The sequence below is a fragment of the Chitinophaga rupis genome (genome assembly GCF_900109685.1).
In the GTDB taxonomy this organism is placed as follows: domain Bacteria; phylum Bacteroidota; class Bacteroidia; order Chitinophagales; family Chitinophagaceae; genus Chitinophaga; species Chitinophaga rupis.
Map to the genome: position 1 here is coordinate 164,220 of NZ_FOBB01000003.1, position 19,584 is coordinate 183,803.

General features: G+C 47.4%; 16 protein-coding genes. 8 read left to right on the top strand and 8 right to left on the bottom strand.

Annotated features, from left to right (window positions below; translation table 11 throughout):
• The first annotated feature begins 118 nt into the window (after positions 1-118).
• The 5 genes from BMZ54_RS13765 (at position 119) to BMZ54_RS13785 (ending at position 5,353) form a co-directional block, all read left to right on the top strand.
• Entirely contained in the window at positions 119-1,165 is a 1,047-nt protein-coding gene (locus BMZ54_RS13765) for a LacI family DNA-binding transcriptional regulator (protein ID WP_089912350.1), read from the top strand.
• A gap of 17 nt (positions 1,166-1,182) precedes the next feature.
• Positions 1,183-3,318 carry an alpha-glucuronidase family glycosyl hydrolase gene (locus BMZ54_RS13770; protein WP_089914133.1) on the top strand — a complete coding sequence of 712 codons (2,136 nt, stop codon included), beginning with the start codon at positions 1,183-1,185 and terminating at the stop codon, positions 3,316-3,318.
• A gap of 38 nt (positions 3,319-3,356) precedes the next feature.
• Complete coding sequence (locus BMZ54_RS13775; RefSeq protein ID WP_089912353.1) at positions 3,357-4,106, top strand: SDR family NAD(P)-dependent oxidoreductase; 750 nt, start codon at positions 3,357-3,359, stop codon at positions 4,104-4,106.
• Between the two features lie 250 nt (positions 4,107-4,356).
• Complete coding sequence (locus tag BMZ54_RS13780) at positions 4,357-4,917, top strand: Crp/Fnr family transcriptional regulator (RefSeq protein ID WP_089912356.1); 561 nt, start codon at positions 4,357-4,359, stop codon at positions 4,915-4,917.
• 70 nt (positions 4,918-4,987) lie between these two features.
• A complete protein-coding gene (locus BMZ54_RS13785; RefSeq protein ID WP_089914135.1) occupies positions 4,988-5,353 on the top strand; it encodes a VOC family protein in 366 nt (121 codons plus the stop codon).
• 55 nt (positions 5,354-5,408) lie between these two features.
• Here BMZ54_RS13785 and BMZ54_RS13790 read toward each other — a convergent pair whose 3' ends face one another.
• The 3 genes from BMZ54_RS13790 to BMZ54_RS13800 form a co-directional block, all read right to left on the bottom strand.
• On the bottom strand, positions 5,409-6,737 hold the full coding sequence (locus tag BMZ54_RS13790; protein ID WP_089912359.1) for a BamA/TamA family outer membrane protein: 1,329 nt from the start codon (positions 6,735-6,737) through the stop codon (positions 5,409-5,411).
• A gap of 137 nt (positions 6,738-6,874) precedes the next feature.
• A complete protein-coding gene (locus tag BMZ54_RS13795; protein ID WP_162277536.1) occupies positions 6,875-9,064 on the bottom strand; it encodes an outer membrane beta-barrel protein in 2,190 nt (729 codons plus the stop codon).
• Positions 9,065-9,132: 68 nt separating this feature from the next.
• The gene (locus tag BMZ54_RS13800) at positions 9,133-9,471 is read right to left on the bottom strand and encodes a DUF6249 domain-containing protein (protein ID WP_089912366.1); all 339 of its coding nucleotides are present in this window, start codon (positions 9,469-9,471) and stop codon (positions 9,133-9,135) included.
• A 101-nt stretch (positions 9,472-9,572) separates the two neighbouring features.
• On the opposite strand from BMZ54_RS13800, the gene BMZ54_RS13805 reads away from it, so the two are divergent.
• Both BMZ54_RS13805 and BMZ54_RS13810 read left to right on the top strand, forming a co-directional pair.
• Complete coding sequence (locus BMZ54_RS13805) at positions 9,573-10,130, top strand: RNA polymerase sigma factor (protein ID WP_089912368.1); 558 nt, start codon at positions 9,573-9,575, stop codon at positions 10,128-10,130.
• Entirely contained in the window at positions 10,127-10,543 is a 417-nt protein-coding gene (locus BMZ54_RS13810) for a hypothetical protein (RefSeq protein ID WP_089912371.1), read from the top strand. The genes BMZ54_RS13805 and BMZ54_RS13810 overlap by 4 nt, the downstream gene beginning before the upstream one ends.
• On the opposite strand, the gene BMZ54_RS13815 is transcribed toward BMZ54_RS13810, so the two are convergent.
• The 4 genes from BMZ54_RS13815 to BMZ54_RS13830 all read right to left on the bottom strand — a co-directional run bounded on the left by BMZ54_RS13815 (position 10,527) and on the right by BMZ54_RS13830 (position 18,483).
• Positions 10,527-12,320 carry an alpha-1,3-galactosidase-related protein gene (locus tag BMZ54_RS13815; RefSeq protein WP_143081013.1) on the bottom strand — a complete coding sequence of 598 codons (1,794 nt, stop codon included), beginning with the start codon at positions 12,318-12,320 and terminating at the stop codon, positions 10,527-10,529. The genes BMZ54_RS13810 and BMZ54_RS13815 overlap by 17 nt on opposite strands.
• A 90-nt stretch (positions 12,321-12,410) precedes the next feature.
• Positions 12,411-13,895, bottom strand: a complete 1,485-nt coding sequence (locus tag BMZ54_RS13820; RefSeq protein ID WP_162277537.1) for a RagB/SusD family nutrient uptake outer membrane protein — start codon at positions 13,893-13,895, stop codon at positions 12,411-12,413.
• A gap of 14 nt (positions 13,896-13,909) precedes the next feature.
• Positions 13,910-17,272: a TonB-dependent receptor gene (locus BMZ54_RS13825; protein WP_089912379.1), complete on the bottom strand. Its 3,363-nt coding sequence runs from the start codon at positions 17,270-17,272 to the stop codon at positions 13,910-13,912.
• Between the two features lie 65 nt (positions 17,273-17,337).
• Positions 17,338-18,483 (bottom strand): FecR family protein, encoded by a 1,146-nt coding sequence (locus BMZ54_RS13830; RefSeq protein ID WP_089912381.1) that lies wholly within the window; start codon positions 18,481-18,483, stop codon positions 17,338-17,340.
• Between the two features lie 158 nt (positions 18,484-18,641).
• Here BMZ54_RS13830 and BMZ54_RS13835 point away from each other — a divergent pair, with 158 nt between their 5' ends.
• Positions 18,642-19,235: an RNA polymerase sigma-70 factor gene (locus tag BMZ54_RS13835; RefSeq protein WP_089912383.1), complete on the top strand. Its 594-nt coding sequence runs from the start codon at positions 18,642-18,644 to the stop codon at positions 19,233-19,235.
• Here the strand turns inward: BMZ54_RS13835 and BMZ54_RS13840 are convergent.
• Complete coding sequence (locus BMZ54_RS13840) at positions 19,218-19,583, bottom strand: DMT family transporter (protein ID WP_202909243.1); 366 nt, start codon at positions 19,581-19,583, stop codon at positions 19,218-19,220. The genes BMZ54_RS13835 and BMZ54_RS13840 overlap by 18 nt on opposite strands.
• Position 19,584: the final 1 nt, after the last annotated feature.

Here is a 19,584-nt window from a genome sequence, read left to right on the forward strand (position 1 = left end):
TGAGATCAGCGGAGAATTGTACTCCAGTAATACAGGCATTTTACGAAAAATATGCAACCGATTGCGCATTTTTCCAAATTATTTCTACATTAGCCTAATAACTCTCATAACAGCTCATATGACAAATGGGAAAGAAGATAAGGAAATAACGATCTATGATATTGCCAAAAGACTGAAGATATCCCCGGCTACGGTGAGCCGCGCCCTGCAGGACCATCCCAGGATCAGCGCCAAAACGAAAAAGAAGATCTTTGAGCTGGCCGACGAAGTGGGCTACCGCCGCAATCACTTTGCCGGTAACCTCCGCAGCCAGAAAACACAGACCATTGGGGTGATCGTTCCCCGTCTCAACAGCCATTTTATGTCATCCGTGATCGCGGGCATTGAGCTGATGGCTAACGAGCATGGTTACTCGCTGTTAATCAGCCAGTCATCAGAATCGGCCCGTAAAGAAGCAGACAGCGCCGAAGCCATGTTTAACAGCCGGGTTGACGGACTGATGGTATCCCTGGCCTACGATACAAACACGCTTGACCACTTTGATAAATTCTTCCGGAAAAAAACACCGGTTATCTTTTTCGACCGTGTAAAACCGCACCGGAGCGCCACCAGCATCCTGATAGATAATTACCAGGCTGCTTATGATGCTACCAAACACCTGATAGAGCAGCACTGCAAAAAGATCGTTCACATTACGGCTCCCCCCATGCAAAACGTGTACAAGGACCGTCTGGCGGGCTACAGGAGCGCCCTTGAGGATGCGAAGATCAAGTTCAGGGAAGAAAATGTGATCGTTACCAATCTTACCCAGGAGGCGGGTTATGAGAGCGCTGAAAAGATCCTGAAAATGAAACCGCTGCCGGATGGCATCTTTGTAGCCAACGACAGTTGCGCAATTGGTTGCATGATAGCGCTTAAGGAAAAGGGCATACGCATCCCGGAGCAGATAGCTTTTGTAGGTTTTAACAATGATCCCATGTCAACGGTGATAGAGCCGAAGCTGACCACGATCGCCTACTCAGGCTTTGAAATGGGCGAGGTGGCCGGCCGGCTGCTGGTGAACCATCTTAACAGCACCTCGCAAATAAATAATACGACTACCATTATCCTCCGGTCTGACCTGATTGTACGGCAGTCGTCACTTAAAAGTCCGGCAGGTCATTGATCTATAAAAAATTCCACATGAAACGATGGTCCCTTCTTATTTTCCTGCTGCTATATTTCCGCGCCGCCATAGCTGAAGATGGCTACAGGCTTTGGTTACGTTATGATAAGATTGTTAACTCAAAGCTATTGTACACCTATCTTAACCAGGTGAACACTATTTATTTCCCGGCCGGTACTCCTGTACTGGATGCTGCCAGGCAGGAACTGCTATCGGGCCTGGAAGGCCTGCTGGATAAGAAGATAAATACGGATAATAATGCATCCGCCAGCTCCCTGCTCATTTTTACTAAAGCGCATGCCCCGCTTAACCTGCCCGCCCTGGCGCTTAAATATGAAGACCTTGGAAAAGAAGGTTTTTATATCAACAGTACAAAGCGCAGCATCATTATAACAGCTAATACAGACACCGGCATATTGTATGGCGTATTTCACTTTCTGCGCCTCTTACAAACAGGCCAAAGCCTTGAACATCTTGATATTACAAGCGTTCCGCGGATCCAGCACCGGATCTTAAACCATTGGGATAACCTTAACCGATCCGTGGAAAGAGGCTATGCAGGCATTTCCATATGGAACTGGCATACGCTGCCGGAGTATATTGATCAACGTTATATTGACTATGCCCGGGCCAATGCCTCCATTGGCATCAATGGAACGGTACTGACCAATGTAAATGCCAATGCGCTGGTGCTCACGAAAGATTATTTATTAAAAGTAAAAGCACTGGCCGATGTGTTCCGCCCTTATGGAATTAAGGTATACCTCACAGCCAGGTTCAGCGCGCCTATTGAGATTGGTAAGCTAAGCACCGCAGATCCGTTGAACGATACTGTGAAGGCCTGGTGGAACGCAAAAGCAAAAGAGATCTACCAGCTGATACCGGACTTTGGCGGCTTCCTGGTGAAAGCCAATTCAGAAGGACAGCCAGGGCCGCAGAGCTACCAGCGCACGCATGCAGATGGCGCCAATATGCTGGCTGATGCAGTAGCACCTTATGGAGGCATTGTAATGTGGCGGGCATTCGTATACAGCAATGCATCACCGGAAGACCGTTTTAAGCAGGCCTATAATGAATTTAAACCGCTGGATGGGCAATTCCGCGCCAATGTGCTGCTGCAGGTAAAGAACGGACCTATTGACTTTCAACCCAGGGAACCTGTTTCACCGCTTTTCGGCGCTATGCCAAAAACGCCGCTCATGATGGAGTTTCAGATAACGCAAGAGTACCTGGGACAATCCACACAGCTGGTATATGAAGCGCCCCTGTTTAAAGAAGTGCTGGAAACAGATACCTACCAGGGCGGCAAAGGCGCTACCGTGGCCCGTGTAATAGATGGCGACCTGCATCATTACCCACAAACCGGCATTGCAGGTGTGGCAAACATAGGCAACGACCGTAACTGGACCGGGCACCCGTTTGGGCAGGCTAACTGGTATGCATTCGGCAGGCTGGCCTGGAACTATGAGCTTAGCGCCGCACAAATAGCGGATGAGTGGATCAAACAAACCTTTAGCTGTGACACCATGCTGGTAGCCACTACCCAAAAAATAATGCTCTCCTCATATGAAGCGATGGTGAATTATATGACACCGCTTGGCCTTCATCATATTATGGGAACAGGGCATCATTATGGCCCTGCGCCCTGGATCACCAATGCAGGAAGGCCCGACTGGAACCCGGTATACTATCACCGCGCAGATACGGTGGGGCTGGGCTTTGACAGAACAGCCTCCGGCAGCAATGCGCTGGCGCAATATGCACCGGGTATGCAGCAAAGATTCATGGACGTTCATACAACGCCGGAAGCGTTCCTGCTTTGGTTCCATCATGTTCCCTGGAATTTTAAAATGAAGTCCGGCAGAACACTGTGGGAGGAATTATGCTACCGCTATAATTCCGGGGTTGCGGCTGCAAAGGTTATGCAGCAGCAATGGAATACGCTGGAGAGACGGGTGGATAAAGAACGCTTTAAACAGGTGCAGATGTTATTGGCCATACAGGTAAAAGAAGCCAGCTGGTGGCGCAATGCCTGCCTGCTTTACTTCCAGACCTTCTCCAAAATGCCCATCCCCCGCCAGTATGAGCAGCCTGACCATACACTGGAATACTACAAGGGGCTGCATTTTCCATATGCGCCCGGGAATGGATAAACAGGCGCAGTTTCCACGTAATACAACACAAAACGAGCATGAATACACAATCAAAGATTGCAATTGTAACAGGCGGCGGGTCCGGTATTGGCCTGGCCATCGCAGAAAAATTCGTACAGCAAGGCATCCACACCATTATTGTAGGCAGGAATACCCAGAAATTGAACGCAGCAAAAGAAAAGCTGGGCCCTCTGTGCGAAGCCCTTACCTGCGACCTGGACGATTTTGCCGCGATCCCCAAGCTGATAAGCGGTATTATTGAAAAGCATGGCCGGATCGATATCCTCGTGAACAATGCCGGCATTAACATGAAAAAGGAATTTACCGATGTAACGGATGAAGACTTTCAAAATGTGCTGCACACCAATGTTACGGCTGTTTTCATTATTTCAAGAGAGGTGATCCGGCACATGCTGGAAAACAATATAAAAGGCAGCGTCATTAATATCAGCTCCATGGCTTCGCAGTACGGTATTCCAAAGGTAATTGCCTATACGGCCTCCAAGTCGGCCATTGAAGGTATGACCCGGGCCATGGCTACTGAGCTTTCACCCAAAGGCATCCGTGTTAACTGCATTGCACCCGGTTTTATTGCTACTGAGATGAGCGCCAAAGCACTGAACACTGATCCGGAACGAATGGGAAAAGCAATGGGCAGAACTCCCATGGGCGAGCTGGGCCAGCCTTCTGATATAGGAGCAGCAGCCCTATTCCTGGCTACAGATGCGGCCCGGTATATTACCGGGATCGTAATGCCGGTAGATGGCGGCAATTCGATTGGCTTTTAAAGCATACGCTCTATACCGGGGATGGACATGTGACGGATCAGAACCTGGGCGTTTCAGGCGGCAGTACCGGCAATACCTGGTCGCTGGGTGGCGGTTATTATAAAGAAACAGCTGGATGCCATCAATGATCCTGATAAACAACACTACCAGAATCCAGGGTATTAAAAAACCTGCTGCTATCGCATGCAGCCGCCATTACGGTGACTGCATGCGATAGTTTTATACATTTGTGCTAATTATCCATTAGCATATGATTGCCGGCATTTTGAAATCCACCGGGCTTTACAACCCCGACGAGGTAGCGCTGTTTGAGCGCTGTACAACCATACGGAGCATGTCAAAAGATGAGATAGTGGTTAACCGTGGTGAAATATGCAGGGCTGCTTTTTTTAACATAACAGGCGCTTTTTACCAGTTTAACTATAAAGACGAAATTGACTTAAATATAATTGACCTGCATTGTGATAATGAATGGTTTTTAAATCATAGCAGCTTCATCTCCCAAAAGCCATCTGATAGCTTTATAAAAGCCTATACAGATGGTCAGATGCTGGAGCTGGATATTGAATCCTTACACTTCCTGATCGGCAGATCACCCGCTTTTCTGCAGCTGGCAAAGATCTTTGACCAGGCCAGCTTACGGATCCATTTTTTTGATAACCGTTTAACGCCCCTTGAAAAGTATCAGTATATCTTAACTCACCGGCAACAGCTGATACAAAAGTTCCCGCTTAAGCTCCTTGCATCCTATCTGAAAATAAGCCCTGAAACTTTAAGCAGGGTGCGGGAAAGCCTGTCTAAGAGAAATTAATTTCTTGATCCCGGTCAAGTAATATAATTTTTTACATACTTTATGTTTGCATTTAATTAAAGAAACACCCATGCAGCATAAAGCATTATCCATCCGGCCCTTTATCGGCTCCAAAAACTTTGAAGTGTCCCGGAGCTTCTACCGGGACTTAGGTTTTACAGAAAAGGTTTTAACGCATAATTTATCCTTATTCAAAACAGGGGAATTAGGATTTTATTTGCAGGATGCTTATGTTGAGGACTGGATAAACAATACCATGATCTTTTTAGAGGTGGAAGATGTGGATCAGTACTGGAACGGGCTTTTAGCATTGAACCTTACGGATAAATACAAAGATGCAAAGCTAACGCCCATCAGAAAAGATACCTGGGGCCGGGAATGCTTTTTACACGACCCATCCGGCGTTCTCTGGCATTTCGGAGAGTTTTCTAAATAATCTTAACAGCACGCTTCATTATTCTGCCCCGGGACGCTAAGATCATAGAGGAGCATTAAAAAGTCTCGTTCAAATTCAGGAAAAAGCCTTTTGAACCATGCATGCCAAATGCATAATCCAAACACAGGTTGGTACGGGTAGATTTATTGAACAGGATGCGCAAACCGGCGCCGGCAGCGGGCCTCCATACTTCAAACAATTGGGTGCCTACCCGGTCGTTAGCGGTTTGCACATTCACGAAAGTAACGCCGCTGAATAATTTATTTCTTGTAATGGGAAAGCGGTATTCTGTTTCAGAGTAAAAAAACTGCGTGCCTTTATAATAACCGGACACATACCCGCGGCCGCTGCGGAAGCTGGGATCACGGCCCGTTCCGGGCAATTCAAAATAAGGCACAGCACCGGTAAGCACCCCGGAGCCCCAGCTCCAGAATGCAAGCACATGTTCCGGGTTACGCGCTGAAAGGCTGAAGTATTTCCGGAAATCAACTGTTACCTGCGTTGCATTCCGGGAACTGCCTATCCAGGTTTGATTCACCCGTATGCCCGCATCCAGGTACATGCCTTTATAGGCCCTGTTGGGGTTGTCGCGGGTAATATATTCCACATTAAACAGGAATCCGTTGGCAAAATAATGATCCTGTGAAAACCCAAACCGCTGATTATAGATCTTGTAAGGCACCTGTATGGAATCGTACTTGGCATTAGTGAGCTTTCTTCTAATATCGAACTGTACACCGCCGCCCAGAAACAAGTTATGCTTTACCTCCCTGTACACTTTTTCAAAGAATTTATAGTATTGTGAATGCCATACAAAAGGTTTGCGGTCGGGGTTTGCAAGTATCTTGTCGTCTTCACTTCCATTGGAGGTCTTGCCAATGCCCAATCCAAAGTCGGGCGTAACGGACTTTGAGGCTACCAGGCTCCCCTGGATATTCCACTTATTGCCCGGCGTAAATACATTATGCGTGAAGTAAAAATAAATAATGCCTTTGGTGGTAATGGAGGCAGATGTAGCGGCCACGGACATATAAGTGTTGGGCTTGTTGCCTAATACCTTACCGGCTACGGCTTTTATGCCAAACTGAAAACCAATGGTAGGGTTGGCTGCTATATTGGGTACTACGGTAATGGCCGATCTTTTACGCAAAGAGTCATCTTTCCGTTTGGGATGCAGCACATCGTTGATCATGTCGCCAATATCGTATTGTTTATGGAAATCGTTAGCCGGGCCTTTTTCCTGTACCCTGGTATTGGGAACTATTGTTTGAGAAGTATCGACAGGGGAAGCAACCTGGCTATAGGCATAACCGTGAAATGCTACCAGCAGCGGCACCAGCAAAAATTTGAGTAGCGAATAAGGCCATTTCGTTCTATTCGTCATTTCCATAATATGTTGAATCTGTTATCCGGATTGAAGATGCAACAATTGGCATATCCTATTGTTGCGCCTGGTACCATTGTGCCCCTACAGAAATAGGTTCGTTACCTTAACCCAAACGGCATGCCAGGGTGGAGGAATTATTGCCCGCGCTTTTCTTTTGATACATCATCGTTATTAATACCACGTTCTGTTTTACGGATGCCTTCTTTCAGCTTGCCGAATTTATAATTCGCACTGATGCCAAATGACCTGAAATATTCGCGGGTATCATTGGTCTCATAAAACCCCGGGCCGGAGGTGCGGGTAATATTATTCCTGTATTTTGAGAAGGGGTTACTGGCAGTTGCTGAAAAGGTAAGCTTATTGGCGATCACCGTTTTATTTACTCCAAAGCCTGTATTCACATAGGCATTGGTATTACTTTGCAATGTTACAATGTTACGGCTGTTAATGGTAACATTGGCAAAAGCATTCCATCCTTTGCGAAAGCTGTAGTTCGCAGAAGGCGCCAGCATGCAGATAAGCCAGTCATTGTTCACCAGCGTGCCATCTACCAGGCCTTTAATACGGAAATAAGCAATATCGCCGTTCATGCTCAGGCTTAAGCGGCTGGTAACCGGGTAATTAATGTAAAAGTCGGTGGCCAGGCGGTAACCTTTACCAATGTTCTCAAACGTAGAATGGGTAATGTTGGTAGCGGTATCAACCACCGTTATACGCAGATCCAGGTTATTAAAGAATGTGTAGCTGAGCGCTATGTTTGCGGATACTTTCTTTGAAATGTTATAGCTCAGCTGTATATCATTTAATAAAACCGGCCGCAGGGCGGGATTACCGGTGGTTATATAATTGGGATTAGAGCGGTCTGCAAAAGGGTTAAGCCGGTTAATACTGGGGCGCCCGATGCGTTGTACATATCCCAGTGTCAGCATCCTGTTATCCTTTAACTGTTTACCAATGGCTACAGAAGGTATCAGGTTTAAATAATCCTGCTTTATTAACGTGTCTGCCGATCTGAAGTTTGCTGCTATCCTGGTTTGCTCCAAACGCATACCGGCACTCAGTTCCCAGGTTTTCAAACGGTAACGGTAAGCATTATAGATACTCAATACCCGTTGCGTATTATCAAAGCGGTTACTTTTATCCGGGTCCTGTTTAAAATCACCGCTCACCTTATCAAGGGCCAGGTAACGGAAATCGCTTTGGTTATTGCGCCAGATCCCTTTTACACCAGCCTCTATGCGCAAGCCCTTTACGGGGTGCACATAGTCGGCCTGCACGGTATTTTCCCTGGCAGATTCGTCGTTCTCCTGCCGGTAGTCCGGTGTATCAAAATTAATTTTTTGAGAAAAAGCGATCTGGTCATGCAATGAGCTTTCATACTTATAGTACTGGTAAGAGAGGGTTAGCAAACGGTCTTTACGTTTTTTAGAATTATGCTGGAAGTTCAGGCCTGCATCTATACCATCCCTGTTCCCATACAGCCCATTTTGCAGCTGGTATTGCTGCTCAATGTTTCCTGTGGAGGAAGTATGCTGATCATTACGGCCATCCCATTTGCCACCGCTTACATTAAACTGGCCTGCAACCAGGTTAATACTATCCAGCTCATAACTAAGCTCTGTGCCTGCAAACCCGTCCCTGCTATCTGATCTGCGGCTGCCATCCTGATCCAGGAAGCTTGCCGGGCCGCCGGCAGCTCTTTTTATAGAGTAGTCTGTTAACGGCTTATAATTCAGGCTGCCGCCGGTTAATACCGTGATCCCTAATTTTCCCGGTTTTATATTTAAAGCGCCGCCAATATCCGGCCCTCCCATGGGAAACCTCTCTGAAACATTCATGGAGCCATTATATCCCTGGTCTATTTTCCGGGTAGTAATAATATTAATAATACCGGCCAGCCCTTCCGCATCATACTTAGCCGGCGGAGTGGTGATCACCTCTACTTTCTGAATGCTGGAAGCAGGCATGCTGCGCAATATATTTTTGAGATTATGTTGCAGCATACCGGAAGATCTGCCATTGATCAACACCTTGTAACTGGTATTGCCTTTCAGCAGCACATTCTCATTTGCATCTACGGACAGGAAAGGTATTTTGCGCATCATTCCCAGCAGGTTGCTGGATTTGCTTTCCGGATCCGCCTGTATGTCGTATGTAATACGGTCTACCTCCCGCACTACCAGCGGGGCAGCGCCTTTTACTGTTACTTCTCTTAATTGTTTGGTTGAATCACGGACCGGAATGGTATCCGGCGCCGGTGCTGCTGATTGTGCAACTGTTATGGCAATAGGAGTTAGCAGCGCTGGTAAAACCAGTGCTAACATAAATATAATTTTCATACCGCTATTTATGTGGTGGTTAAGGGATGGAGGATGGTAGAGGTGGGGGCAATCTATTTATCAGCATGAGGCTTTTTTACCAGGAAGTAATACGCCAGGAAACCGGCTGCCAGGAAAACGGCTTCCACGCCATAGGGCAAGGGGGATTCATCTGCATGGTATGGCACATACTCCAGTACAATAAGACCTATACCGCCGGATAATAATATCAGGCCCCATTTCAGGGGGTCTGATCCACCGGAGAGCTTATTCATGATACGCTGCACATTCTCATTCATGCCGCCATTTTCCAGGATCTGCTTTTTAAGCCGGTAGTTATACAGGCTGGAGATCAGTATTGCAACAATGATGAGTATAGCTATAATAGCCAGGAAAGGCATGATCTGTTTCATATTTTGAACGTTATTTGTGTAGTAGTCAGCACCGGTTCAAAAAAAGTTGCAAAAAAACGGAAAGTTTGTAACTTTTATTTATAAAGCATTGTCTACTGTGTATGTTTAATGAGCAGGAAGACATTCCGAAGATCCTTAAAGGCGACCTGGCCGTTTTTGAATTATTGGTAAAACAATATGAACGGCTCGTATTTACGGTGGTGAGTAGAATGCTAAACCAACAGGAGGATATTGAGGATGTTTGCCAGGAAGTGTTCATTAAGGTACATCGCAGCCTGCGGAGCTTTAAGTTTGCCTCCAAGCTCTCCACCTGGATTGCACGTATTGCCTACCTGTCGTCCATTAACTACCTGAAAAAGTATAAGCGATTTAACACGGCTTTTCCACCGGAAGATCTTGAGCAGCTGCATTTCACGGAAGAAAATCCTGAAACAGCGGCTTTAAGCAAAGATGCGAGCGCATATATAAACCGGCTGATGAACGAATTGCCGGCAGTGTACCGCACGGTATTAACACTCTATCATTTACAGGAATTTTCCTACCAGGAAATAGCGGCTATTACCGGTATGCCGGAAGGCACGGTGAAAAGCTATCTTTTCAGGGCCCGGAAAATGATGAAGGAAAAATTAGTTGCTTACCTGAAAAAAGAAATTGTATGACAGATATGAATGATGAACAGCTGCAACGGATGCTGGAAGAAGGCGCGCCTATTCCTCCTGATAGTGAAGAACTGCAGGCTTACAAAATGTTATTCAACGCGCTGCAGCAACCGCTTTCCGTGCATGTCCCTAACCGCTTTGCCAGCAGGGTAAGCATGCGTATACAGGCAAAAAGGGAGCGGGTCAGCAATTTGCGGTTTTACCTGCTGATAGCTGCTATCATATTTTGCAGCGCTGCCGTTACTGCTGGTATGCTACTGGCTTTTGCGCCCGCTACTGCCGTCAGCATCCTGGGTGTTATCATTGCAAAAAAATGGCTCTTTATATTCTCTGCAGGCGCCTTAACGGCTATACAGCTGGCAGATAAATGGCTATTGAAAAAAACTACTGCTAAGCTTATGGACGAATATTAACTATTTTATTATACGCAACGTGTACGCCGGTACACTGCTCAAACTTTAAAAATTTATCCATTCCCTTTGCACCGGCCGCCTGAATAGTATTGCCCCTGAAATCTATATTCGCCGTGCTTTTTGCAGCCAGCAGTGCTTTCCCCTGCAGCTGAAAAGTATTGTGGGTAACCGTAATATTGTTATGCACGGCAGCCTTACCGCTCATTGTATTTTCCGGGTGTATGTTTATTACCGGTTCTCCGCAATTATTAAAAGTATTGCTGCTGATACTTACATCTTTCACCATGCCCGATTCATACCAGCCAGCGGCATCGTCATTAATAAGGATAGCGCTCATATGCGTACGCTCAAAAGTATTATGATCAATGCACACTTTGCGCCGGGTGGTAACCAGCAGGCCCCTGGTCGGGATCCTGGTAAGAGTGGTATTATGCACCCATACCTGTGGCGTAGCGCTTATATTTTCCACCACATCACCGGTAGTAACAGTGGCGGGCATATTATTCTTCAGCGTAAGCAGGTACTGCTTATCATTCAGCTTTGTCACATTTACTATAACATTTTCGCCTGTTGAAAGCAGGCTTTCCGGATGAACGTATGCAATGCTATCGCCAGGCGCAAATGCATTAAATCCAAAAGTTTGCGGATGCATGAATGCCACCAGCAGCTTGTTGGGCGCTGTTATCTTCATAATTTTCAGATAGGTGCCGTGTACATTAATGGCATCATCATTAGCAGCCGACAGGTAGGAATTATTCACCTCTATGGCGCCACTGCATCCTGAAAAATGAAGAATGTCGGCCCAGGCAGCGCAGGTTCTTCCGCTGCCTGCTGCCGGCCTTACGGCGATGCTATCCATTTTTATGTTCCGGCAATACTGACTTACTACGCCCATGCCATGCATAAAGTTTATGTGAATGTTCCTGAGCGCAATATTGCTGCTGTACTGCATAAAGATACCGGCGCAATCCCTGGTTACATCCCGGTTCTGGTAGGTACAGCCTTTTTTAAATCCCGGATCTCTTTTGAAAAAGATGCGTACGTTACCGTTATCCTGCAAAACAAAGCGCAGGCCCTCCGGATCTATTTCCATACGCGAAAGGTCATTTGTAACCGGATCAAACACCTGCCAGTAGCTACCGGGCCGGTAATGCCAGCCCTCGCCTATCCAGGTAAGCAGGCTATCCTGTATGCTGAACTTTGAATCGGGATGAATGACCGCATCTGCATAACCATTGCTTACGGCTGTAACCGTAAGCTCTGAAACAGTAGGCCGCTGGTAATCATAGGTAAGCCCGTTGATACGTATATCCTTGCTGTAGTTGACAAAGGTTTCTATCATCTTACCACGGAGCATACAGGTTGCCCCCTGCGCATCTACCTGTACGTGCTCACAGCTGTCAAACACCAGGGCCATGGCTTTGGGCTCATAAGGCTGATCGTTGGTATTGGAAATATGTAATGCTTTTTTAAAGGCGCTGTCGGGAAAAAAATCGTAGCGGCCCGGAGCAAACTTTACTTTCACCGGCTGCCTTGCTGTACCTTTTGCCCTTAGCACCAAGGATCCGTGAAATGCGCCTGCTGCCAGCACTTCCACCTCATCGCCGGGTTGCAGGATCAGCTGGTTAATATGATTAAATGTTTTCCATGCCTGTGCAGGATGCACACCATTATTTGCATCATTACCCTGGCCGGGGTGAATATAATAGGTGGTTCTTTGCGCGGTGGCGGCTGCATAGCAAAACAATAAGATCATCAACAACAAACGGCGCCTCATGGTATACTATCCTGTTTAGTAAAATAAAAAAGATCTGCTTCCCTGAACTGAAAAGCAAGGAAGCAGATCTCTAAATATAAAGTTATCCGGTCAATAATTATCGTTCTGTATAAGCACCGGCGCATTGCGGTCTACTTCTATCTGTGGTAAGGGCCAGTAATCGAACTGCGGGCGGTAAATGGTTTTGATATTGGGTGTTAAGGGATTTTGCACAAAACCATTTAATTTCTGCTGTGCAATGCCCCACCTGCGCAGATCAAAATAGCGCAGGCCTTCCAACGCAAACTCCACGCGCCTTTCATGCCGGATCCTTTCCCGCATATCCCCCTGGCTAAGCCCTGCCGGCAATGCCGCCAGCGCCACACCCGGCCTTGCACGCACTTCATTTACCTGCTGGTATACACTGGCATCAGGTCCTGCTGTTTCATTCTGCGCTTCGGCATACATCAGCTTTACATCTGCATACCTTAACCAAACATAATCCTGGTCATCCAGCATGCCGGGCTGCGGATCAACGTTCTTGGGATCCAGCCATTTTTTGCCGGGGTAAAACCCGCGGGTCCAGTTGTTAACGCCCGGAGTGCCTACTGTACCGGGATAAGGCCAGCCCTGTGCAGGCGTATCGCCAGGAAAAAAGAAGGTCATGGTTTTCCGGGCATCACCGGCTTCATATTCATCGATCATATTTTGCGTGCCCTGCAGGTCTTTATATCCTGCGCCAATAATAGCGGTGGTGATCGCAAAATCATGGGGCACGGCCGGCGCCTGGAACTGTACAGAGAACATGATCTCCGGACTGGAGCGCTGATCCGGTTTGTAAAAATTGCCGGCATAATTGCTGTTCAGCGAAAATAAGCCGCCATCAATAATTGCTTTGGCCAGTACGGCTGCTCCTGCGTATTTCTTTTCAAATAACAATACGCGCACCTTCAGCCCCTGTGCCGATGCTTTTACTACATGCCCCGTGGTATACTTAACATCCGGCAGCCCGGCTATGGCTGCATCCAGGTCGCTTTCAATGAGCTTGAGGATGTCTGCCCGCGGCGATTTGGTTACCTTGGTCTTGAAGTCAAGCGTCAGCGGATCGTCCGTGATCAGCGGTACATTACCATAGGTTTGCGCTAACATAAAGTAGTGAAAGGCCCGCAGAAAAGATGCTTCTCCCTTATACTGGTTCAGCTTATCTCCTTCCAGCACTTTACCAACATTGGCTAAAAAGCTGTTGGCAGCTGCAATACCCTTGTAAGAAGTAATGTACAGGCTTTGGTCATTAGAGGTTGGAAAACCTCCAATGGTTGGTGTTAAGCCTGCTATTAATGATTGCTGCGCGCCACCCTGGTTGTTCTGACTGTAGGAGTTATCACTGAAGTTCTCCCACCACATGGGCGCATAAGCGGTGATCTGACCATTGGCCGCTGTTAACGTGGAATATAATCCGGTAAGCGCCAGATCCGCATCCCCCGGTGTTTTCCAGAAGATGCCGGTTGATAATTTATCCGGCGGTGTAACATCCAGCTTTTTACAGGCGGTGAAAAAAACTGCTGCTATCAGAATAAAGTGGTAATATCTTTTCATATACTTTATGCTTATTAGAATTGAACAGATGCACCTAAGGTGAATGTGCGGTTTTGCGGGTAGTTGGCAAAGCCATACCATGCATCCGGTTTGTTATTGATATCGAGCCTTTCAGGATCCGTTGCTATTTTCAACGGGGTAAAAAGCGCCAGGTTGTCAACAGCGGCATACACGCGGATCATTCTTATGCCTTTTACCAGGGATTGTGGCAAAGTGTATCCTACCTGTAAATTCTTGATGCGCATAAAGCTGGCATTAAACAGGTAATAGGAAGAAGGTACGTTGGTTATTTTGGGATACCCGTAAAAACCCATGTAGATCTTGGGTTTGGTGGCAGATGGGTTTTCCGGTGTCCAGCGGTCCAGCCAGTCGGTGGTTGGCATAGCGCCTTGCGCAAACGGATCTACGCCCCATTTATACAGGTACAGCTTATTGCCGTAGGAGCCATACAACTGTATGCTGGCATCAAAATTTCCCCAGTTGGCGCCCATGGTATAGGAGTATTCAAACTTTGGATATTGTCCTTCAAATACAGATCGGTCGTTAGCATCTACTCTCCCATCTCCGTTTACATCCTTGTACTTAATATCGCCGGGAGTGGGCACACCACCCAGGGATGACTGGTCAGGGGATTTGTTGATCTCTTCCTGGCTCTGGAAAATGCCGTCCATGGTTTGCAGGTAAAAGGAGTTAATGGGATAACCGTTACGCATAATCGTTTGCCCATCGGGCCCGCCAATTTCATCAGCTCCAAAGGATGCCAGCTTGTTGCGGTACACCTGGAGATTGGCTGCTGCATAATAGCTGAATTTTTTGCTAAGCTTGTCCTGGTAACGTACGCCAAACTCAACGCCCTTATTGCTTACCGCGCCATTGTTAACAATTGGCGCGCTTACGCCCAGGGCCTGTGGTACCTGCGACTGCCTTAAAATATCGTAGGTATATTTGGAGAACCAGTCAAAGGTGAAGCTCAGCCGGTTATTAAAGGCAGTCATGTCCACACCTATATCTGTCATGCGTGTGGTTTCCCAGGTCAGGTTAGGATCTACCAGCATATTGGGTATAAAGCCGGAAAGGATACCGCTTGCATAGGCATAATTTGTTTGCGCCAGGGTCGACTGGTAAGGATAGGTGCCTATGTTCTGGTTGCCCAGGCGGCCCCAGGATGCGCGGATCTTCAGATCATTCAGCCATTTAACATTTGCAAGAAAACTTTCTTTGGAAATACGCCATCCGCCTGAAACAGACTGGTATAAACCCCAGCGGCTATCCGCAGGCAAACGGGAAGTACCATCGTAGCGCAGGCTTACACCCAGCAGGTATTTATCTTTAAAATTATAGTTCATGTTGCCATACAGTGAATGGATCACCCATTCTTCAGAGGTGCCGCCGTTTGTTTGCCCGCTTACTGCACCGGCATTCAGCTCTGTGAGCTGGTTGGTGGGATAGCCAATGCGGTTGGCATCCATATAGCTTTTATTATCTGTTTCCTGCTGCACGCCGGCTAAAACTGTAAGGTCATGGCTGCCGAACAGCTTATGATAATTCAGCTGGCTGTAGATGGTGGAATGCGTTTCGTCATGATGATCCATCGCAAGGCCCGGCGTACCCACATCGGCATTACGGCTATAGGAAAGATCGCTGTACAGGTACACGGGGATCACCGGCCGGAAGGTTTTCATTTTGTAGTACTCAAAGTTAATACCGGCGCGGTTCTCCCACTTCAGGCCTTCTGCTACATCTACATCAATGGAAATATTTCCCTGCCCGTAGTAATCAGGATTACTGGTTCTTAAAGTAGATGCGAGCACGGGATTCTTATTCCCCAGCTCCCGGTCATATGCCTTGGTGATCCACAACCCGTCTGCTGTTTGTGCCGGGTATAAAGGCGACTGCGCCAGGGTGGAGATATACAGGTCGGTGGCATTGTTGTAGGGAAATTGCCTGTCGCCATACCGCGCCTGGATGTTGGTGCCCAGCGTTACGCGTTTATGTACCCTGGAGGTTAAGCCCAGTGCAACGGTGTACTTCTTGTATTCAAAACCCCTCATTGTTCCCGGCTGGTTCGTAAATCCCATTCCCAGGCTATAGGTGGTTTTCTCAGTACCACCGCTTAAATTAAGATAGTGGTTCTGTACCGTCGCAGTGCTGAACATATCTTTCAGCCAGTCGTGGTTGGGATACTTTACGCGGTCGGTTGCATTCTGGTACAACGCTATTTGTTCATCCGTATAAATGGGCGCATTGCCGGAATTGGCCTCTGCTTCATTCAGCAGCGTCATATACGTAGCTGAATTGGTAATGAGCTTTGGCAGACGGGTGGCTTTTGCAAAACCAATATTGTAATTGTATGACAGCGTAAATTTTCCCGGGTTACCTTTCTTGGATTTCACCACTATTACACCGTTGGCGCCCTGTGAGCCATAGATAGCGGCGGCTGATGCATCTTTCAGCACGTTTACGGATTCAATGTCGTTGGGATTAAGCGCGCTCAGATTCCCCGGCACGCCATCCACTATCACCAGCGGGTTATTGCCTGCGCCGCTGAAGGTGCCTACACCTCTTATACGTAATTGTATGGTTTCATTGCCTGGTTCCGCAGAGTTCTGCACTACAGAGAGGCCGGGCAGCTGCCCTTGCAGCAGTGAAGTGGCATCGGTGGCTACCCTTTTGGTAAGGTCCTCACCATTGATGGTGGCAATGGCGCTGGTTAAGGTATGCCGGCTTTGGGTGGTATAGCCGGTTACTACTACTTCTGTTAGCTTACGGTCGTCTTCCATCAGCGTTACATTGATCAGGTTCTTTCCATTCACTGCTATCTCCTGTTTTGCAAAGCCTATAAAACCAAAGGTAAGTGTACCGTTAGCATCGGGCAGGTTCAGGCTATAGGTGCCGTCTGCCAGGCTGGCTGTGCCTGTGGTAGTGCCTTTCAGCTGTATGCTAACACCCTGTAAGGGTACGCCTTTATTATCCGTTACGGTACCATGAACTGTGAAAACAGCAGGTGGCAGCACCGGCTTATTCTTAAGCGTTACGGTCTTTTTATTAATGATATAATCCAGGGGCTGTTTATCAAAAATGATCTTCAGCGCTTCTGTAACTTCCATGTTCTTCAATGAAAGCGATACCGGCGTGGCCGACCGGATGAGCTGTGTGCTGTACAGAAAATCATAACCGGTTTGCTGCTGAATGGTGTACAGCACATCTTCCAGCGAGGCTTCGTGCACTTCAATGTTCACTCTTTGCGCATAGGTGCGTGCGCCTAACTGCAAGGCGGTTGTAAGTAATAAGATACAGCTGAATTGCAGGATGCGCCTGTATCTGGCAAGGGCATGACGTGGCCTCCCGAACATTTGTTCAGTAAAATTTCTATACATGTGAATGTCAGGTTTAATTAAAGTTTTTGTATCACAGACAATTTTAATGGTGCAGCAATGACGTGTTATGGCATAACGATGACGTTCCTTCCTTCTATCTTAAAATGTACCAGCCCGGTAAGCTCAAGGCCATTCAATAGCTCCGGCAGATCTTTTCCTTTTGAATAAGTGCCGCCAAATGTTCCTGCCGGCAGCCCGCCCCTGTATGTTATTTCTACATCGTACCAGCGGCTGATCTGCCGCATAATATCCCCGATCGTGTTATTCCTGAAAACAAAGTAGCCGGCCTTCCAGGCTATTTCCTGGTTTACATTCACGCGCTTTTTTTCAATGCCCGGGCGCGATCCGGTAATAAGGCCCTGCTCACCGGGCGCCAGCAGTACGGAAGCAGTGGCAGCGGATAAACGGACAGCCCCTTCCAGCAGGGTGGTTTTTAGTACGCCTTCATCATTATAGGCGTTAATATTAAAGTGCGTGCCCAGTACATGCACATCTGCCCGGTCCGTATGTACAATAAAGGGCTGCTGCTCATTTTTACTTACCTCAAAATAGGCTTCCCCGCTTAGCACCACCTTACGCTCTGCCCCGGCAAATACTTCGGGGTAGGTAAGTGATGAGCCGCTGTTCAGCCAAACCCGGGTACCGTCTGAGAGGGTTACGGCGTATTGCCCTCCCCTGGGCACATGCATGGTGTTCAGGGCATTTTCATTTACCGCCCCATTACTGTTAGCGGTATAGGAAAGCTGGCCCTTTGCTTTTATGATGGCTGTGCTGCCGGTTTGCGCCACTACCCCTTCAGGCGCATCATTCAAGGTTATTACAGAACCATCTGCCAGTGTAAGGGTGGCAGTGTTAGTGCCGGGCTTAATGGGTTTGGGCGCTGCTGCCGGCGTTTTACTTTCTTTTACGGCCAGCTGCTTTTTAATATTATTCTTAGTAAACAGGGCGCCTAATCCCAGGGCCAGCAACAGCACCGCGGCAGCAGCCCGCCACCAGCTTGCAAGCCGGGCAACTTTTTTACCGCCGGTGGTTTGCATTATTTTGCCATAAATACGATCCTTCAGCTGTTCGTCCACTGCTGCAGCCTGTATTTCCTCTTCTTCCAGTAAATGAAAATTATCCCGGTACTGCATGAGCTGCGCAGCTTCTTCGGGCGTGCAGGTTCCGTTCCGGTACTTCTCGTATAACAATATATATTCTTCTGGCGTCATAAGGTGGAATAAGCGATAAAATTGGCTGTTGGCTTTATATTAGTAGGCCCACTCCTATATATAGTGTGTAAAACGGAACCGGCACACACATACTTTTTAAAATTTTTTAGAAAATATTCCGGGTTTATGGATTATTATTATTTTTATGGCACCACATTATGAATAACGATTTCTCTGACCATGAATTATGGGAGGGTGTTGTCTCTGATAACAGTAGAGCCTTTGCGCTGCTATATGACCGCTATTGGAAAAAATTATATACCACTGCCCGGTACTATTTAAAAGACGAAGCTGCTGCCGAAGAAATTACGCACGATGTATTTGTATCGCTCTGGGAAAAACGCAAATCCAGCAAAATAGAGAATTTTCAGCATTACATACAGGCCACCGCCCGCTACCATGTATATAAATATTTAAAAGCGGCAAAAATAAACTGTGTTGAATACCTGGACCAGTTTGCAGAATTAAACACGCCGGTAGTTTACAACTTTGCGCCGGAAAAACTGGTGTATGAGAACATGGAAGGACAGCTGGCGCAGCTGCTGAAAGACCTGCCACGGCGTTGCCAGGAAATTTTCTGGTTAAGCCGCATTAACCAATTAAGCAACCAGGAAATAGCCGACCGGCTGCATATTTCAAAACGTACGGTTGAGAACCAGATAACGCTGGCATTGAAAGTGCTGCGCATTGCTTACCCGCAGTTCCTGCTGGCAGCAGCTATCGGTGATTTTATTTTACATTCCCCGCTTTAATCCCACAATACCCGCTACTATCAGCGCCAGGTAAATAAGCTGCATGGGCTGCCAGGGCTCTTTAAAGAGCGTAACATCTACCAGCTTCACGCCTATCAGCGCTACGCCCATCCATACTGCCAGCGCGGTTGAGGTGGGGATCTGTTTTACAGAGAGCGAGAAAAAGAACACATTGGCCAGGCCAAAAACAATATATCCCAACAGGGGCATTAACAACAGCAGGTTTTGCCGGCTGCTGAAAAATGCCGGCCAGCGGATAGCACCGATCTTTTTAAAGTCAAGGAACTTCAGGGAGAAGGTCCAGGCAATTTCAAAAACCGATGCAATCAAAAGATAGATCCAGGCCATA

Coding starts and splice junctions, on each gene's coding strand:
- BMZ54_RS13765 (WP_089912350.1), top strand. CDS start 119: ATGACAAATGGGAAAGAAGATAAGGAAATAACGATCTATGATATTGCC.
- BMZ54_RS13770 (WP_089914133.1), top strand. CDS start 1,183: ATGAAACGATGGTCCCTTCTTATTTTCCTGCTGCTATATTTCCGCGCC.
- BMZ54_RS13775 (WP_089912353.1), top strand. CDS start 3,357: ATGAATACACAATCAAAGATTGCAATTGTAACAGGCGGCGGGTCCGGT.
- BMZ54_RS13780 (WP_089912356.1), top strand. CDS start 4,357: ATGATTGCCGGCATTTTGAAATCCACCGGGCTTTACAACCCCGACGAG.
- BMZ54_RS13785 (WP_089914135.1), top strand. CDS start 4,988: ATGCAGCATAAAGCATTATCCATCCGGCCCTTTATCGGCTCCAAAAAC.
- BMZ54_RS13790 (WP_089912359.1), bottom strand. CDS start 6,737: ATGACGAATAGAACGAAATGGCCTTATTCGCTACTCAAATTTTTGCTG.
- BMZ54_RS13795 (WP_162277536.1), bottom strand. CDS start 9,064: ATGTTAGCACTGGTTTTACCAGCGCTGCTAACTCCTATTGCCATAACA.
- BMZ54_RS13800 (WP_089912366.1), bottom strand. CDS start 9,471: ATGAAACAGATCATGCCTTTCCTGGCTATTATAGCTATACTCATCATT.
- BMZ54_RS13805 (WP_089912368.1), top strand. CDS start 9,573: ATGTTTAATGAGCAGGAAGACATTCCGAAGATCCTTAAAGGCGACCTG.
- BMZ54_RS13810 (WP_089912371.1), top strand. CDS start 10,127: ATGACAGATATGAATGATGAACAGCTGCAACGGATGCTGGAAGAAGGC.
- BMZ54_RS13815 (WP_143081013.1), bottom strand. CDS start 12,320: ATGAGGCGCCGTTTGTTGTTGATGATCTTATTGTTTTGCTATGCAGCC.
- BMZ54_RS13820 (WP_162277537.1), bottom strand. CDS start 13,895: ATGAAAAGATATTACCACTTTATTCTGATAGCAGCAGTTTTTTTCACC.
- BMZ54_RS13825 (WP_089912379.1), bottom strand. CDS start 17,272: ATGTATAGAAATTTTACTGAACAAATGTTCGGGAGGCCACGTCATGCC.
- BMZ54_RS13830 (WP_089912381.1), bottom strand. CDS start 18,483: ATGACGCCAGAAGAATATATATTGTTATACGAGAAGTACCGGAACGGA.
- BMZ54_RS13835 (WP_089912383.1), top strand. CDS start 18,642: ATGAATAACGATTTCTCTGACCATGAATTATGGGAGGGTGTTGTCTCT.
- BMZ54_RS13840 (WP_202909243.1), bottom strand. CDS start 19,583: ATGGCCTGGATCTATCTTTTGATTGCATCGGTTTTTGAAATTGCCTGG.